This is a genomic window from Neobacillus kokaensis (assembly GCF_014656545.1).
Lineage (GTDB): Bacteria > Bacillota > Bacilli > Bacillales > Cytobacillaceae > Neobacillus > Neobacillus kokaensis.
Window position 1 is genome coordinate 40,593 of record NZ_BNDS01000015.1, and the last position, 17,833, is coordinate 58,425.

The following is a 17,833-nucleotide window of genomic DNA, read 5'->3' on the forward strand; positions in this document are numbered from 1 at the left end:
ATATTTTAACATATAAAACGCTTATTCTTTATATAAAAAAAAAAATAGACCTAGATATTTTATATCTAGGTCTACAAGCTCATACTTGTCCATATTTCCTATGCATAATGACATACACAAGGTACGTCATTTTCCTCAACAAGTTTTTTCGCAATCTCAGAGTCCTTATCTAATTCCCGCCTGTATTCTTCTAGGGTAAAGGGTTTTCCATCCCTTTTAAGGATAGTAACATCACCTAGTTGTACTCTTAACCTTTTTTCCATCTCTTCTTGTTCAATGTAAACATTCGGCCATGTTTCATAAAGGTGCTTGTAATGATTAAAGCCACCTCTAACACAACGTCCACCACAGTTGGCATGAGAAAAGCCTAGGTGATACATCTCAGGAAGTTGAATTTTCCACTCTTTTGTAATAATTTCCTTAATTTCATCATCTGAAATGTTACTTTCATAAAGTGGAAATACTGTTTTAATTGGTTCACCTAAAGGGAAATGACCATAAAGAGCTTCAATTCCTTCTCTTCGTCGCTTTTCATGTCTTCCAATACCGAAAAATAATATTGGTTCATATCCTTCATCACGTAAGTCTTCCAAATATATCATTGTTTGACGCACCTTTAATTCAGAAGAACATTTAGCTAATCTGGAATTTCCTAGAAAGCGTGTTTCCTCAAAAACTTCTTCAGGCGTTCTTCCATCTTTAATAGTAACAATATCTATTCCTATTTCTTCAGCTACCTCTATCATAAACCTCTTATTATCTTTATGCTCCCATAAGGTATCAGTAAAAAATAGAATAGAATTATCTTTACCATGTTTTTGAACCATTAAATAAGCCACATACGCACTTGCTGCACCACCACTAAACATTGCTATATAAATTGGCTTTTTATCACTCAAATTTATCACCTCTGTTTATCTGTTCTCATCATAATAGTCAACAAGTAATTTATACAGTAATGCCTTTATTTCTTCTTTTGGAAGTTTTCTTCCCATCAGTTGAAGATCCGTTTTAACATTTTCATATATTATTTTACCCTTTGAAGAAAGTTCTACTTTAGGAATTGCCATTGTCTTATTATCAACTTTAACTTCGAAATAGTCTTCTTTTAACTCAGCCTTCCTATTTGATTCAATAAGTGAAGTTATAGTTTTGAAAAAAACTTCATCAGTTGCATCCGACCATTCTTCTCTTTTCACTCCAACTAACTCTACTGTTAAGGAATCTATCCAATTCTCTTTATCAGATTTTGAAATTATAGCATAAAACTTGTTATCCATTTTTACTAATTCATTCTCTTTAAGAACAGCATCCATTAATTCATCATAATTTTGGGTATTAGTTAAGTTAAAAACTGTAGTTTCTATTAATTTTTTATGGTTAGAAGAGTATCCTTCACTTTCCTGTTTAACTGCTAGAATAGAATCTTTGTCTAGTTTTAATTGAAAAAGTTCATTTAAAGCCACATCAGGTTCAAACTCACCTTTTTTAATTAATTGTTTAAACTTAGATGCAATATTTGATAGCTTATTTGTCTTGTGAGTTATTTTGGGTAAGCTTCTCAACCATCTTAATAACATTCTATTTACACGAACACTCGGATGGTAGGACGCATCCTTTTTATCTGCATAATTCACAAAACAATTTTCAATTATTTCTATTATTTCTTTATACTTATTTCCCATAACTTGATATGCGAATGTGTAATTCTCTGGTTTGTCTAACATACGGTCGTATAAAATATCACCATCTACTTCATTGATATAAGAACCATCTTTATGGTAGAACATAATATACTTCCACTCATTTTTTAATATAGATGTTAGAAGAACCGGGATATTTGGCTCTCTTATACCAAAAGGTCTACTTTTAAATATTTCAATTATATTTTTAAATTCGCCTTTACCTAATTTAACTTCATCTATTAATCTTCTTCTTAGTTCGTTTACTTCATCGCTTTCATCTTGGCTATTAATGTGATTGTTTTTAACAACCGAAGCATATATTAATTTTGCAGCACCTTTAAAGCTCGATTCATCTTCATTACTTATAATTACATTTACAACCTCTTTAGCACCATTTAGCTGTTGTTTGGTGATTGATCTACGGTTAAAGGCCTCATTATTTATTACAGGGGTCTTATCATAAATTCTGTACATTATTTTTGACAATTCCTCACTTAATGAGACTCTACTTCTTATCTTTAAAAACTCTCCCTCATGTATCCAAAATGCATTTTGAAATTGAGTTATTGGCTCTAACAGTTCTTTCAGTATGAAGGTTGTATTTTCTTTAATTTTTAATAGTTCTTCTTCCACAATTGGGTCTTCATTTAATAAATACTTATCCTCTAATAATTTATTGATTGATGAGAGCTCTAAAACCTTTTCTTCAAAATCACCTAATGTCTTTTTTGGTAAAGCAAAAACAATACGATTATTACTCTTGCTTAAGTCTAAAATGGTATTTTTAACTTCTTCAATTTCTAAGTCTGGAATAACGTAATATATCCTCATGTCACACTGTTCATGATCATTAATACTGTTGTTAACAGTATCAGATGTTACATCACTCGCATAAATCGGGGAAATTGATGCAAATCTTATCATATTTTTTTCATCATTATAACGTTTTGGATATGCATATTGACTTTCTAAAACACTAGTAATCAACTCTAACTTTTGGGTCTTATCCACTCCGATTTCGTTGATTTCATCGATTTTCTTTTTAATATCTATGGTGCTACCTTCGAAAATTTCCCAATTATTATTAAATAATCTAAATCGAATAAGCTTTTTGTTTTCTAGTATCGTCATAATTTCATTAACTTTCTTAAGGTCCCAATTAAGAGAAAAAGAAATGAAGTCTTTTGTCAATTTGCGTTTATTATTTAGGCTTGCTATATCCCATAGTGTAATCAATTTAATTAGCTGCAACTCAGAAGAAGATGTTGGTGAACTTTCTATCCTTTTTTGGACTCTCAAATATTTAAGATAAGAATTACCTATTAGTGTATCACCCATAAACTCTTGAAAAGCTGGTTCAAAGTAGTCGAATAAATTATTAACGTGATACCATGTATTTTTTCTTTGAAAATAATTTGCTAATCCGCCTAACTCATTACTTTCTAAGAAAGTAAACAAAGTTCGTTCGTTTTGAGCTACTGCATTAGCTAATCTAGGAAGAGCGTACAGGGTTGCTGGGTGTATAGGGTAAGAATTCTCTACAACTATAGTCTTTATCTCCCGACCATTAAGCTCAGGAAATAAATCGTACTTAATAACTTCGCTTTCAAAATCAAATTTCTTATTCCAATTTTCTCGATAATCCAAAGTAACTTGGCTTGAAAGTCTTATAAAAGTAGCCGGATCGCTATAAGTATTATAGAATCTAAAGCGTCCCTGTATTCTTTTAAACTCATTCTGGAGTTCTTCTCCATAGCTGAGAAAGTATTGTTTTAAGTTTCTATGTGTTATTAATAAAATATTAAAGTTTCCACTTTTATGATGGTCTGCTAATTCAGCAATATCCTGTATGTCCTGCATGGCCTCTACAGTTTCATACTTATCTAAACTTTGCAAAAATCTCCCAAACTCATCGTAAACCAAATATAAACCACACCCTAATTTATCCAGCTCATTAAGGATATAAGTTAAATGTTCTGTAAGATCCTGGTCGTATGATATTGTTAGTTCAGCACCCGCCGTTAGAGATGGATAGATGTCTTTAAACCAATTGATAGCAACAATATCGTGCTCAGCAATATCATTTAAAAAACTGTCTATACTCCAATTTTCTTCGTTTACCTTTGAAAGAAATTGTTTATAAGTTTCAGAGTAACTATTCTCCCATAGGTTAATTTTTGATTTTATTTCTTCTGCAAAGGACGGGAGAGTTAATTCTGGTTTGATTTGTTTTATTGATTTGTGTATTGAAGAAATAACAGCTTCACGAAATCTACCTTGGTTCCCATTTATCACTATAGGGATATATGTTCTACTTAAGCTTTTTGCCTTTTCAAGAAGAGTGATTACTGTTTCTTCTTTAATATTTACTTTATCAAACTTATCAACTAAGTTGTCTATTGACTTAATAGATACATTTTTAGAAACAATGTTTGCTATTAAAGTCCCTATCATTGATTTTCCCGAACCGTATGAGCCAACCAATATATGGGATTTATTTCCTTTATCTAAAAAACCCTCTAATAATCCTGTTAAACTTTCAACATGAGTTGGTGTGGGTATATATCTATCTAGTATCCATTCATTTCCTAAATCTAGTTTTATATTTACACTAGTTTTAAACTTGCTCTTTGATGTTATCATCTCAATACCCTTTCTTGCCTAATGTACTCTTCTTTTAAAAACTCAATTGGATCGAGAAGTTTTACCCTTACTAAATCCAATCTATTAGTCCTGTCAAATTCTATAGGAAATCTAGTTGTAGATACAAGATTCTCTATCGCTCTTACAATTTCACTTCTCTGTAAATTAAACACTTTTCCCCATAACTTTCTACTTCTTTCTATTTCTTCAATTGAAACCTCTTTTTGCCCATTCTTTAATAACACGTACATGAGAGCAGTCAAACCTACTTCATCGTATTTAGGGGATTTTTTGAATATTTTCCCTTCCCTCTCTTCTAATAAATTCAGGGGAGTTAGAGGACTCTGAATAACCTCTTCCGGGTCATTTGATATATTTCTTGAATAATACTGTTTTATTAAACAATCTAAATCACGTTCTAATGTGTCTTCTGAGTTTTTAGTATCATAGTTTTTGTTTATCCAAGCCATAAAGTCATTTAATGCTTCTTCTTTACTAAATGATATTTTGTCATATTCGTTAAATAACCAATACCATGTAGTACAAGGCTCTTTCTCATCAACAATATGATAGTGAATTATACTTGCAGTGTCATTTAACTCTATATAAGGGTCGTATCCATTAAAAATAATTCCGAAAGGAGTAATATTATGAATGGCTTTACTATCAGATTCACGTTTTCCTACTTCACAAATGTCAGCTGCTTCTATCCAATGTTTTAGGGATTTAACCATATTGGGTCCTAAACCAATTAATTCCGATGCGTTCTTCTCATAAAAAAATCTATTATTTTTATTAATCTGTTGGATAGCTTTTCTTAACCAATAGATTCGTAAATAAAAACTTTGATGTTGTCCAAAACCCATTTCAATCTCTCCTTAATTTCTGGAGAAGAGTCTCCAGAAAGTATCATTTATTATTTTAACATACAACTAAGATTAATCTAGTGAGATTTAGAAAATATAACCATTTTTTATAACTTATTTATTTTGTAGCGATTAAAAAATAAAAGCGCCCACTTCCGATGTAAAAATTCGAAAGTGGGCACTATTACACTAATTTAAATTAAATGCACCTAAATTATGTAAGGCTTTTTAATTTCCTTTATTACTTTTCTCAAAAATTTGGTAGCGTTCCCAAATGTACCAAGGGCCATTTATCATGATCTCTGGCAAGTAGTATCTAATAATGAACCTGTTCATATATGTGAAAATTTTAATTGTAAATTGCCTTTTAAAAAGGTTAAGCGGCAAAAATACTGTTCAAATGCTTGTAAACAGGAGGCCTTTAGGATCAGAAAAGATCCCGAAAAGTATGGATTTACTAAAAAACAAGTGCAATAACAAAATCAATATTATGTATTCAATAAAGGAGATATCTTAACATGGCTAAATTCAAACAAAGAGGTAAGACATGGAGCTATCACATTTATTTAGGGATAGATCCACTTACCAAGAAACGGAAGGAAATTTCAAAAGGTGGATTTAAAACAAAAAAGGAGGCACAAGCAGCAGCGCGCCTCGTGGAACTTGCAAAAGATAATGGGACCTTAATCAAAGAATCTGATATGCCTTTTGAACAGTTCGCCCAGGATTGGTTAAAAACGTATAGCCGCAGTGGTGTGAAGATAAGCAGTGTGAGGGCTCGAGAAAAGGAAATGAAGCATTTTACCTCTGTTTGGGGACCTTTTCCAATCAGCCGTATTACTAAGGAAATGTATGAAGAAAGGATTCTGGAATTAAACGAAAAATACAGCCAAAATTATATGGACGGTATTCATGCTTGCGGAAGGATGATTTTTCGGAAAGCATTGACTCAAGGACTGATAAAAAATAATCCTACTGAGGAATTTAAAATACCTAAAAAGCAGCAGAGTGTTGAAGAACTGGAGAAAGCAGAAGAGAATATTGTTTTTCTTGAAAAAGAAGAGCTTGCACACTTTCTAAAATTAGCCTATACAGACGGGCTTGAAATGGATCATCTTGTCTTTACGTTACTTTCCTATACAGGAATGCGAATAGGTGAATTATTGGCCCTAAAATGGGGGGATTTTAACAAAAAGCAGGGTACTATCCGAGTTATTAAAACTCTTTATAACCCTACCAATCATTTTGAAAAATATCAGCTTTTAACGCCAAAGACAAAAGGCTCTGTCCGTACAATCAAGATTGATGAAATGCTTATCAGCATGTTAAAGAAGCATCGGCTTAAACAAAATGAAATTAAATTAAAAAATAGACCTATTTACCAAGAAAACGAGTTTATTTTTGCTCGAGAGGATGGGCATCCACAATTAAGAAAAGTTGTTGAGACCCGGCTTAAAAGACTTCTAAAAAAGCAGAGATAGAAAAGAACATTACTCCACACTCATTTAGACATACCCACACTTCATTATTGATTGAAGCTGGAGTTGGTATTAAAGAAATACAACAGCGGCTTGGACATACAGATATTAATACGACAATGAATATATTTGCTCATATGACCGCCAATATGGAAGAAAAGGCCTCCCAACAGTTTAGCAAATTGATGAAAGACCTTCTCCTATAGTTAGCTTTTTAGTCATAGGTTGCCCTGTTTTTTAAAACGAGGACAAGAAAAGCATATTATCATTTTAAACGTTGATAAAACAAGGTTTTAAAACCCCTATTACATCATGCCGCCCATGATGTATTCATAGTACAAATAGTATAAATTAATGATTTATATAAATAAACTGATATTACTCGATACTACCACCAAATATCGTCCCATTGATTATTTCTTTTAAATTATTTGCATCAAGCTTAAACATTTCTCCCCCATCTGATGCCTCACCGTCCCAAGTTAAAACATATACTTCTGCATCAGATAAATATTCTTCCATATTTCTCACCAATAATGCGTTATACTCTCCAAACAGTTTCATTTTACAAACTGCTATTGCATCATTAGTTTTAATTTCATCTGTATCAAAATCATCTTGTTTTAGTTCATTTATTAGGTTATTGGACAAAACCATTTCATCTAGGGAATTAAACGTTTGTTCAATTTTACCCCTTATAATACCAATACTAAAAACCAAGTAATTTGTAGGATTTCTTTTAGATCATAAAAAAAGCCCTACATTTTAGCAGAAAGGGCCCTAATCTTCCCAAACATCATTCATTAAATCTTCAACCTCTCGCCGCAGCTTCTCTGTTTCCTCTTTTAAAACCTTAACTTTATTATCGCTGATTTTAACAACATCACCAACTGCTGCATTCCTTGGAAAGATAGATTTAGGAAAACGCTTTGTGTTTCCGTCAATTTCCACAACAGCAATTTTTCCTTCAAAACGGTCAATTATACCTTTAACCAATTATTTCACCGTCTTTACACTTATTTTTGAACCATTGGTTGTAAAGATAATATGCCCACTCTGGTCAGTACGATATGTTTTTATCTTTTGTGCTTTTAGTCGATTCAATACAGTACTTGTTGGATGACCATAACGGTTCCCCTTTCCGACGCTGACTACAGCATATGTTGGTTTAACAGCCTTTAAGAAAGCTGCACTTGTTGAAGTTTTTGCCCCGTGGTGTCCAAGCTTTAAAACATCAGCTTTTAAGGCTTGCTTGGAGTTTATCATATCTTTCTCAGACCTTACCTCAGCGTCGCCAGTAAACAGGAATGATTTCTTGCCATATACAAGGCGTAGAACGGCGCTCCAATTGTTTAAATCACTTTTGGATTGAGCAATAGCCTGACTCCTGCTGATATCCACTTGCTGCGAATGGAGACTGACTGTCCGATAGCCTTTTAGATTAAAGAACCTCGATAAATAGTTTGCCTGTCGAATGGAGGAACAAAATGAAATGGTCCGGGTCTGCTTTCTTTCCTCCCAGGAATGGAGAATCTTTTGAGCCAGTTCCTCTTTCATTTGGACCTGTAGCAATTCCTCTTCATCATATCGATTTCCTAACCACGTGATTTGCGAATTATCGGTATCATCATAGACCCCATAGTATTTAAACGGTGCCAGCCACTTCCGTTCAATCGCATCCAAGAAATCCAGCCAAAACGCCACGTTCCCATCGCAAATCGCATAGACATCTTTATTGTCATTCGGATCTGGTGTTGCTGTTATTCCTAATAAGAAATTCGGTTTAAAGTAGTTTAACACCCGCTGATACATGTCAGCAGCGGCATGATGGAATTCATCTATAATGATAAGATCAAATTCATCCGGGCGGAATTGCTCCAGATGTGTTTTCATACTTAATGTATAAATAGAAGCAAAAATAGCATCAACGTTGATCTCTTTTATTTTTCCATTGTATATCCCAAATCGTCGTTCAGGCATGATTTTCTTAAAAGACTCTTTTGCTTGATAGAGGATCTCTTCCCTGTGTGCGATAAACAGTACCTTCTGAAAATTCTTCGAAAAGAAACCCGCTAGGTATGTTTTGCCCAAGCCCGTTGCCATCACTACAAGAGCCTTATTGTCTCTTCCTCTACCGTTTTATGAAGCTCCTCAAGTGCTTCTATTTGTGCAAATCTTGGGAGAATGTCACCATATTCTGCAGCCGACTCCTTAATTCTGTCAGGAATGTCCGGAGCCTTCCTATTCGAAGGTAACATAATTTCTAATTCTTCTTGCTCGCTCCATTTTTCCACCAAATTGGTATGCTTCTTATGGTACTCTTCATAATTTGCCTTGTACTCCTTCAGGTTTTCCGGATTAAGGGCAACGGTTTGATCAGCAAGAAACAGTTTAGAAAATTCCTCCAGCGCTTGATCAAATACCTCTTTCGCCTCGCTGATACCTATATTCCATTCAACCCCATGATTTAGGGCAGATTTTGAAAGATTGGAAGATCCAATGTACAAGACATCCTGTTCATTGTTCTTAAACATGTAGGCTTTTGGGTGAAAGGATGTGCCATTACTCTTCCACATCCGAATTCCAATCATGTCATCGATAGAGAGCAATGCTTCTAATGCTTCAGGCTGGGTAATGTATAAGTAATCACCAGTACAAATCTTGATATCGGCCCCGTTTTGAGCTGCTTTCTTTAATGCATCCGCTATAAATTGGACACCGGATTTCATCACAAAAGAGGTTAACACACAAATGGTCGAAGCCCCTTCCATTTTCTCTAGCAAATGCTTCCCAAGTTCGGATGTAATTAATTGAACCTTAGTCATCCTCGACCTAAATTAAGTAGATTTTTTCCTTGAAGCCGCCGCGTTTTTCGGCCTTCCGCCGCCTAACTTTTTCTAGGTCCTCAAACGTTGCCCCATGGCAGCTCCTCCACCGCATCCTGATCATTATCGGTATTCATATATTCATTTAATTCTTCAAAGCTTTTAGTTTTTAGTTCTTTTATGTATTCATTATCATTTAGAATTTTGGTAGAAAACTTTTTACCAGTTGCTTCAATGATTTCAGGTATACGGTCGCGGACTAATTAGTTATGTATTGGCATATTAGGTTCCTCCTAAAAAATAAATAGTTAATCTCATTATATCGAAAATGATGTTATGAAAAAGGTATGTACTAAAAAAAGTGCCAGATCCCCCTTTATTAATTATGGGATCTGGCACTCACCTAAGTTATGGCCTTTAAACAAATGGTTTGTAAACTTGACTTAACTTAATTTTATAGCACTTTGAAAGATGGATTAAATAATTCCTTCTCTGGCAGATGCTGATAATCTCTTTCCATATAACCAAGTCGCATCTTTTCAAAATAACGTTGACCTTTTTGCTGAATCCCATCAAGATCAATGTTTGGAATTTTTCTATCCTTCATAACTATACGCCCATTGATTATAGAAAGCTTCACATCTCTTCCGGATCCACTCATAACCATCGTCCGAATTGGGTCTTCTATTGGACCCATGTGGAACCCATCCAGATTAATTGCAATAATATCTGCTTTTGCACCGGGAGCCAGTCGTCCTAGATCCTCTCTTCCCAAGAATTGCGCCCCCCCTAAAGTTGCAGCACGGTAAAAATCAGCATAGGTAGAGTCTTTGACCTCACCTTCTAGGATTCGTGAAATCATGCTGCCTGATCGAATATTTTGGAACATATCCGGTGGGAATGTATCCGTCCCGAGAGCAAGATTAATACCACTCCTTTTATACCTGGCAAACGTTTCAAGGGCGGAACCATGCCGACCTATAACTAGAGGGCAGTGAATGATGGTTGTCTGAGTTTCCTTCAGTAATTTCAAATCATCACCTTCTCCGGTACTAACCCCGTTATAGCCTGCTACATAATGGCCATGTGGTATAGCAGTACCCTTCCCTAAAAAGCCCAAATCATAAAGGAAACGGATTGGGGTCTTGTGGTACCTACGTTGGATTTCGTTGTATTCAAATATCCCTTGTGCTGCATGCAGCTTAATCGGGCAGCCCAGTTCTTCGCTATATAGTTTTGTATTAATTAGATTTTCTGGTGTCTGTGTTTCAATTCGTTCCGGTGCAAGCATTCCACGAATCAACCCATCGTATGCCCCATCAAAATTTTTTACGAATTCAACCGCACGCTCAAGGCCATCTTCTCCCTCTTTTTCGTTCCAGTATAATTCAATTTCTCCATTAGGTTTGACAACTCTCATACCGGACTGGTAGCTCGGTCCCATATACATGCGGATTCCAAGCATTCCTGCATGATGGACAGCCGCAACCAATTCCTCGTAGGTTTCGGCCCAGCGTTTATAGAAAACGGATGTAATCGGCATGGCAGTTGTCACGCCGTGCATAATTAATTGCGTATACGCATATAAGGATTTGAATGCCTCTTCTTCTCCCGTCATCACTTCATGATGGCCCTTAAGAATATATTCTTCAGACCAAAGGAGATTCTTTGACTTTGCTGCATCTGCCTCCAAATGTATAATATCATGGTCAATATCCCCCAAAGCATTCAAATCAATAAAACCGGGGCTTACGACGGAATTCCCAGTATCAATGACCTGATCTACTTCCCCTTTATACTCACGACCAACGAATACGATGGTATCCCGTTCAAAAACCACTTCCCCGTCCTTGAGAATTACATGGTCCTGTCCATCAAATCCAATAACATATTTTCCTCTTACCTTTATTTTCATCTTAATTTCCTATCTCCTCTACTGGTTATTAGGATTAAATCTTCTTTCATCCACATACGCCCTGGCATGTCCCTCCAGTATTTTTCCGTTATGAATGGCTACGGAATGCGTCTTTGTTCATCCATGGTAATACCACACCATGAATTAACAGCAGGTCAATCATATGTATTCCCTCCCCTTTGATACCAACTTTCCCGAAATAATCATTAATTCCTCCAATTTGTCCATATTATGGCACAAACCACCTGTTTAACAGGTGGTTTGATTTAGCCTTGTATCAGATCCAGTAATGTACCTGATAACAGTGTGTATTCGTTCATCAATATCTCCAACAAGGCTCTGTGGAGACTGGGACAGCGGCATTCCTTTTGAAACCCATGTCGCCACCTCAGCTATTCCGATATCCGGATGTTCATCAAACCAACCTTCGTTCAAGAATGGTGTATCAAGTTCGGCGCGATGGATTTCCCCCCAATACCAAGCATTGGGGTCAGTTTCACCTATTCGAGCAATCAGTGCCGGCCAGTCGATGCACCCTTTACCCACAGGGCAGAGCAATCGGGAGTAGCCTCGGCCATTCCACAATAGGTGTGCATCGTCAACGTGAACTTGATAAATGAGGCCCGCAAGACGGTCCGCTGCTGCGATTGGATCCTCCATTCGAACAATAAGATTCACGGGATCGAAAGCCACACCGAAACTATTGGGGTCTAGTCCCTCGAGTAGTCGGCGTACCTCCCAAGATGTGATTTCCTCGTGAGTCTTGATAAGTACACGTGCCCCCAACGAACGGAGGTCGGGTTCAAGTTGCTTCAAGAAGGAGGAGACTTCTGCCAATTGGGTGGACCAGGGTACAGAACGATTAAATCGATCTTCCTCCATACCAACAACCATCATCACATTTGGTTGTCCGAGTTGGAGGGCTGCCTCCGTCAACTTAAGCAAACCTTTTGCAAGGTCCCCGTTCCCGACTTTCAATGCATCTGAAGATCGTTCAGGGCAATATGGATTATGCATTCCAAGCTGGAGTCCTAGCGTGATGCCTGATTCCTGTGCGACTTGCCGAATGTCTTCCAATTCCAACTTATCCAATGTCGGGCTGGCATTGAGCGCGGTACCAATAAAGGAACCTTTCAATCCGTGATAGCCTGCTTTCTGAACCGAATCCCGTACATCAAAGGATGAACCACAGAGATCCTTCGCGAAGATTCCAACTCTCTTTGGTAACTTATCAAGCATGGGCCTTATCTCCCCTTCAAATACCAAGCTCCTGACAGATATTTTCAAGATGTTGTTTTGAATACTCAATACACTGGAGAGCTTCGGGGTACTCAAAAGGCTCCGTGTTATGCTGCTTCCAAGGCTTAACCATCCCCTTACGGATGCGTTCAGTGTAGTCACGAACGAGTTCAACATATGCTGCAAATTCTTCTCGTGATAGGTCGGGATGACCTGCGATCCATTCCGGGTTATAAAGTTCTATAAAATGCGGCTCCCCTCTAACTGCTCCCAATCGTGGAGGATCACATTCAATTGTTAAGTTAAGGTCAGGACGATATTTATTTAGCTCAGAAAGTATCGCAGTAAAATCGACAAGACCTGATCCTATCATACGAGATTGGTAATATGCACCATCTTCCAAAAGTTCAACATATGCATCCTTTAGGTGTGTTTGACGGACGTATGGAGCAATGCGTTTGGCGGCAAAGACCGGATGTTCACCGCGTATATGGATGTTACCCGTATCAAAGACAACTCCTACAACATCCTCACCGATAGCCTCGATAAGGCGGAGAATTTCAAATGTCGTAATTTCCTCGTGTGTTTCAAAGTTCAAATGAATCCCGAGATCCAAAGCAATGGGCTTAAGCTTCAACATGAAACGCCGAGTGGCCTCAAGTTGGTCTTCCCAGGAAACATCAGTTCTGAAGCGGTCTGTTGTGAATCTCCCTCTGTATTGCTGCTTAATCCCTGCGGTGGAAATCCAAAGTTCTCTAATATCGAATTCTGCACATGCCTCCATCATTCTACGAAAACCGAGCAGTGTATCCCCGTCACCGACATCTCGGACCTCCGGTGTTTCAGGAAGTGCATAGGGATTAACCTTTCCAAGACCTGCTTCAAGATAGAGTCCGAGCTCGTCTGCACGTTGGCGTACCTCACGTATTATCCCTTTGTCGAGTTTCGGACTTATATCCAGGATAGTTCGGAAAAACACCCCTTCCATTCCTAGGCTTTTGGCATGATTGAGGATGCCTATCGGTCCTCTAAATTTTGCCTCAGGGATTTTTCTACCATCGATTCCAATACGCATAGATTTAACTTCCTCTCTTTTAAGGGATTTCCTGTTTATTCAGTTTTTTCCGACAATTTTAACTAACCCATGTTAATTTGTTGACGATCCAAATTCTTTTTATTTATCATGACGGGGTATAACGTTTTGACTAAAGAAAACCTACATATCCGAATATTATCATCTATAAAACTTGCATAAATTCCCGATTTTAAGGCTGCTATAAAGTTACATTTAGTAACTCATCAGCTCTAGTACATGAGCAGAAATGACTATTTCCAAAATCCTTGAGTTCTAAATCTTGCCCTACACATTTTTCTTGAGCGTACAAACATCGTTTTGCAAACCTGCAACCTGGTTCAGGATTAATAGGACTTGTAATTTCTCCAATAAGTTTTACTCGCTTCATCTTTTGGTGTATGTTTGGAACTGGTATTGCAGAAAGCAATGCTTGTGTATAGGGATGAATCGTCTTTTTAAACAATTCATCAGATTCTGCACCTTCAACAAGTTGGCCAAGATACATTACTGCTATCTTGTCTGAAAAATATTTTACGACAGATAAATCATGGGTAATAAATAGATAAGTCAGACCATATTCAGCCTGAAGGTCCTTAAGCAGATTCAGAACCTGAGCCTGAATAGAAACATCCAAAGAAGATACTGGTTCATCGCAAACAATAAACTGTGGGTTCAAGGAAAGTGCCCTTGCTATTCCAACACGCTGCCTGCGTCCTCCATCGAGTTCGTGGGGATAGGAATTTATAAATCTTTTACTCAATCCAACAACATCCATTAAACGTCTTACTTCGGAATCAAGTTCAGCCCTGCGTTTTACTTTTTTATAGATTAAAAGCGGTTCTCCAATGATTTCACCAATGGTCATCCTCGGATTTAGAGACGCAAACGGGTCTTGAAAAATAATCTGTAGTTCTTTTCGCAAGTTATGAATCTGTGCTTTATTCATTTTACAAATGTCTTGCCCGTTGAAGAGAATTTCCCCGCTTGTCGCCTGATGAAGCCCTAGTATTAAGCGGCCTATTGTTGATTTCCCACAACCAGATTCTCCTACAAGCCCTAAAGTTTGCCCGCGTTTAATACTGAAAGAGACATCATCAACAGCATGAAGAGTTCCATTTTTTGATTTAAAGTGCTTTTTAAGGTTCCTAACCTCCAGAATATTATCTACCATTATTTAACTTCCTCCATCAACTCAGTAGACTCGAACTTGCCCTCGTGAATAAAACATTTCACTATATGAGTTCCTTTAACATTCGTCATGGCCGGTTGTATTTTTGTACAGGCTTCAATCGCGTGCGGGCAACGCGGATGGAATTTACAACCAGACGGCAAGTTGGTGGGATCCGGCATCTGCCCTTTTATCGGCTTTAATCTATCAACCTTTTCATCCAGCTGAGGAATAGATCTAAAAAGGCCTACAGTATACGGATGTTTTGGATTTTCAAACACTTCTTCAACCGTTCCGATTTCCACAATTTCACCTGCATACATTATTGCGACTCTGTCACAAACCTGAGCAACGACACCGAGGTCATGCGTAATGAGAAGAAGCGAAGTGTTGAACTTTACTTTCAGATCGTTCATCAATTCCAGCACCTGTGCTTGAATAGTTACGTCAAGTGCTGTAGTTGGTTCATCCGCCAAAATAAGTTGTGGTGAACAAGCGATACTCATAGCGATGACTACGCGTTGCTTCATTCCCCCTGAAAATTGATGTGGATATTCATCATACCGTTCCTTAGGAATACCGACCGTTTCTAACATTTCAGCAGCCTTTTGCTGCGCTTCGGATTTACTGCATTTCTCATGCAGATATATTACTTCCGCAATTTGGTCACCAACGGAATAAACAGGATTAAGGCTAGTCATAGGATCTTGAAATATCATAGATATTTTGTTTCCTCTGATATGACGAAGAAAATCCTTTTTTGCTTTAAGAAGGTCTTCACCTTCAAATAAAATTTCACCGCTAGTTGTTTTGCCTGGAGGGTCAGCAACAAGCTGTAAAATGCTGAGAGCTGTTGTTGACTTACCTGCCCCTGTCTCCCCCACCAGACCAAGGCTTTCTCCGGAATTTAAACTCAAATCAAGGGAGTTAACTGCATAAACAATTTCATCATCAGTTCTATACTCAACATTAAGATTCCTAATTTCAAGTAGTTTTCTATCAGTCATAGTAGCCTCCTAATTTTTCAATTTAGGGTCCAATGCGTCACGCAGTCCATCCCCAAGTAGATTGAGAGAAAGAATGGTTAACATAATCGCTATGCCAGGGAAAGCGCAAATCCACCATGCATATCGTATATACTGCCGTCCACCACTAAGCATGGCTCCCCATTCCGGAGCAGGGGGTTGAATACCAAGACCGATAAAGCTTAAGGCGGCAATTTCTAATATCGAACCAGCGATACACAAAGTTGCTTGAACAATTACTGGAGCCATGGAATTGGGAATGATGTGTTTAAAAATAATTCGTACACCATTTGCACCAATCGCTCTTGCAGCTTCAATAAACTCTTCATTACGAATGGACAGAACAGAGGCTCTTACGATTCTAGCGAATGGAGGTATATTTGCTATACTTATAGCAATCAATAAATTCCTTAAACTTGGGCCAAGTGCCGCTACAATTGCAATAGATAATAAAATACCAGGGATGGCAAGAAAAATATCCATAATCCGCATAATAAAATTATCGACTCTTTTACTTCCATATCCGGAAATGGCTCCTATTAAGCCACCTACAACGGTAGCAATTAGAATGGTTGTAAACGCTATCGGAATTGAAATTCTCGCTCCATGAACAATTCTTGCAAGAATATCTCTCCCCAATTCATCAGTCCCAAGCCAATGTTTTGCTGATGGTGGCTGCAGCCTCTCTGCGGCATTTTGCTGAATTACTACTGTGTTATAATCAAATAAAACATTTGCAAAAGCAGCCGTTAGACCGATAAAAGATAATATGATTAAGCCAGCAACTGCCAGTTTATTTTTCTTTAGGCGTTTCCAGATAGAAACTAACTGGGACTTTTTTTTCTTTTCCGGTAATATTTCAGAGCCTTGGTTCTTACTAGGTATTATTGTTGTATTCATCCTCTACGCCCCCTTCGCCTTGTACTGTGCCCTAATACGAGGATCAAAAAATGCGTACATGATATCGGTGCCTAGATTAATAACCGTAAACATTGTTGCTTTAATAACGACAAGTGATAATACAATAGGGGTATCTTTTAATTGGATTGCCTCAACAAGAAGTCTGCCAATTCCTGGCCAAGAAAAAACAGTCTCTATAACCACAGCGCCGCTAATAAGAAAACCGAACTGCAATCCCGATATGGTAATGATCGGTATCATCGCATTGCGAAGCGCATGTTTAATAATTACTTTATACTCCTTAAGTCCTTTGGCACGTGCTGTTCTGACATAGTCCTGCCTAATTGTTTCCAAAAGGGAAGAACGCGTCATTCGTGTAATTATGGCAAGCGAGTTTGTACCTAAAGCAATTGCCGGTAGAACCAAGGACTTTACCCCACTAAATTCTGAAGATGGAAACCAGCCTAAACCTGCAGCAAATATTATGATTAACATTAATCCAAACCAAAAGTTTGGCATTGAAACCCCTATTAAAGCTGCAAATGTTGATGTTGAATCAAATATTGAATTTTGCTTAGCTGCTGAAATAGTTCCCAATATTATACCTGCCAAAATAGCAAAGAATAATGCAGCGATTGCAAGAACGAGGGTATTGGGGAATCTTGCCAGAATTTCATCAAGTACTCGTTGGTGTGTTGAATACGAAATACCAAAATCACCTTGAATCGCATTTCCGATAAAACTTAAATAACGGACAATAAACGGCTTATCAAGACCAAGTTCCTTTGTCATGGAAGCATGCGCCTCATCCGTGTAATTATCACCTAAATACATCTCAACAGGATCACCGGGAGTAAGATCCATAATTGAAAAGACAATGAAACTTACCCCTAATATTACGGGAATTAGCATGGCTAACCTGCGTAGAATAAATTTATGCATCTGGCACCCCCAACAAATTCTAATTTACTCTCCTAAAAAATCGGCTTTTACCAGACCGTTTGTATTTTCTTA

14 protein-coding genes and 3 pseudogenes are annotated in these 17,833 nt (G+C 37.3%); 2 read left to right on the plus strand and 15 right to left on the minus strand.

Going from position 1 to position 17,833, the window contains the following annotated elements:
• Positions 1–98: 98 nt before the first annotated feature.
• From IE222_RS16490 to IE222_RS16500, 3 genes are read right to left on the minus strand one after another with little or no spacing between them, the layout of a single operon-like run.
• Positions 99–908: a phosphoadenosine phosphosulfate reductase domain-containing protein gene (locus tag IE222_RS16490; protein WP_223282754.1), complete on the minus strand. Its 810-nt coding sequence runs from the start codon at positions 906–908 to the stop codon at positions 99–101.
• A gap of 6 nt (positions 909–914) precedes the next feature.
• Positions 915–4,328, minus strand: coding sequence for a DUF6079 family protein (locus IE222_RS16495; RefSeq protein WP_191274663.1), 3,414 nt, complete (start codon positions 4,326–4,328; stop codon positions 915–917).
• Positions 4,325–5,194, minus strand: coding sequence for a DUF4007 family protein (locus IE222_RS16500; protein ID WP_191274665.1), 870 nt, complete (start codon positions 5,192–5,194; stop codon positions 4,325–4,327). The genes IE222_RS16495 and IE222_RS16500 overlap by 4 nt, the downstream gene beginning before the upstream one ends.
• Before the next feature lie 518 nt (positions 5,195–5,712).
• Here IE222_RS16500 and IE222_RS27070 point away from each other — a divergent pair.
• Both IE222_RS27070 and IE222_RS16505 read left to right on the plus strand, forming a co-directional pair.
• Positions 5,713–5,799 (plus strand): annotated as a pseudogene (locus tag IE222_RS27070) (hypothetical protein); the annotation flags it as partial.
• Between the two features lie 294 nt (positions 5,800–6,093).
• A pseudogene (locus IE222_RS16505) lies at positions 6,094–6,878 on the plus strand (tyrosine-type recombinase/integrase).
• Between the two features lie 172 nt (positions 6,879–7,050).
• Here IE222_RS16505 and IE222_RS16510 read toward each other — a convergent pair.
• The 12 genes and pseudogenes from IE222_RS16510 to IE222_RS16555 form a co-directional block, all read right to left on the minus strand.
• Complete coding sequence (locus IE222_RS16510; RefSeq protein WP_223282755.1) at positions 7,051–7,323, minus strand: hypothetical protein; 273 nt, start codon at positions 7,321–7,323, stop codon at positions 7,051–7,053.
• Positions 7,324–7,452: 129 nt separating this feature from the next.
• Positions 7,453–7,668: a DUF3006 domain-containing protein gene (locus IE222_RS16515; RefSeq protein ID WP_191274669.1), complete on the minus strand. Its 216-nt coding sequence runs from the start codon at positions 7,666–7,668 to the stop codon at positions 7,453–7,455.
• Complete coding sequence (locus IE222_RS27035; protein ID WP_440590014.1) at positions 7,669–8,775, minus strand: DEAD/DEAH box helicase family protein; 1,107 nt, start codon at positions 8,773–8,775, stop codon at positions 7,669–7,671.
• A 2-nt stretch (positions 8,776–8,777) separates the two neighbouring features.
• Positions 8,778–9,497, minus strand: coding sequence for a phospholipase D-like domain-containing protein (locus IE222_RS27040; protein ID WP_440590013.1), 720 nt, complete (start codon positions 9,495–9,497; stop codon positions 8,778–8,780).
• A 7-nt stretch (positions 9,498–9,504) separates the two neighbouring features.
• A pseudogene (locus IE222_RS26445) lies at positions 9,505–9,745 on the minus strand (nucleoside triphosphate pyrophosphohydrolase).
• A gap of 206 nt (positions 9,746–9,951) precedes the next feature.
• Positions 9,952–11,412 (minus strand): amidohydrolase family protein, encoded by a 1,461-nt coding sequence (locus IE222_RS16525; protein ID WP_191274671.1) that lies wholly within the window; start codon positions 11,410–11,412, stop codon positions 9,952–9,954.
• A 249-nt stretch (positions 11,413–11,661) separates the two neighbouring features.
• On the minus strand, positions 11,662–12,651 hold the full coding sequence (locus tag IE222_RS16530; protein WP_191274673.1) for a sugar phosphate isomerase/epimerase family protein: 990 nt from the start codon (positions 12,649–12,651) through the stop codon (positions 11,662–11,664).
• A gap of 16 nt (positions 12,652–12,667) precedes the next feature.
• Positions 12,668–13,726, minus strand: coding sequence for a sugar phosphate isomerase/epimerase family protein (locus IE222_RS16535; RefSeq protein ID WP_191274675.1), 1,059 nt, complete (start codon positions 13,724–13,726; stop codon positions 12,668–12,670).
• A gap of 199 nt (positions 13,727–13,925) precedes the next feature.
• Positions 13,926–14,897: an ABC transporter ATP-binding protein gene (locus IE222_RS16540; RefSeq protein ID WP_191274676.1), complete on the minus strand. Its 972-nt coding sequence runs from the start codon at positions 14,895–14,897 to the stop codon at positions 13,926–13,928.
• Positions 14,897–15,901, minus strand: a complete 1,005-nt coding sequence (locus IE222_RS16545) for an ABC transporter ATP-binding protein (protein WP_191274677.1) — start codon at positions 15,899–15,901, stop codon at positions 14,897–14,899. Before IE222_RS16545 ends, IE222_RS16540 begins: the two co-directional genes overlap by 1 nt.
• A 9-nt stretch (positions 15,902–15,910) precedes the next feature.
• On the minus strand, positions 15,911–16,819 hold the full coding sequence (locus IE222_RS16550; RefSeq protein ID WP_191274678.1) for an ABC transporter permease: 909 nt from the start codon (positions 16,817–16,819) through the stop codon (positions 15,911–15,913).
• Between the two features lie 3 nt (positions 16,820–16,822).
• Positions 16,823–17,761 (minus strand): ABC transporter permease, encoded by a 939-nt coding sequence (locus IE222_RS16555; RefSeq protein ID WP_191274679.1) that lies wholly within the window; start codon positions 17,759–17,761, stop codon positions 16,823–16,825.
• Positions 17,762–17,833: the final 72 nt, after the last annotated feature.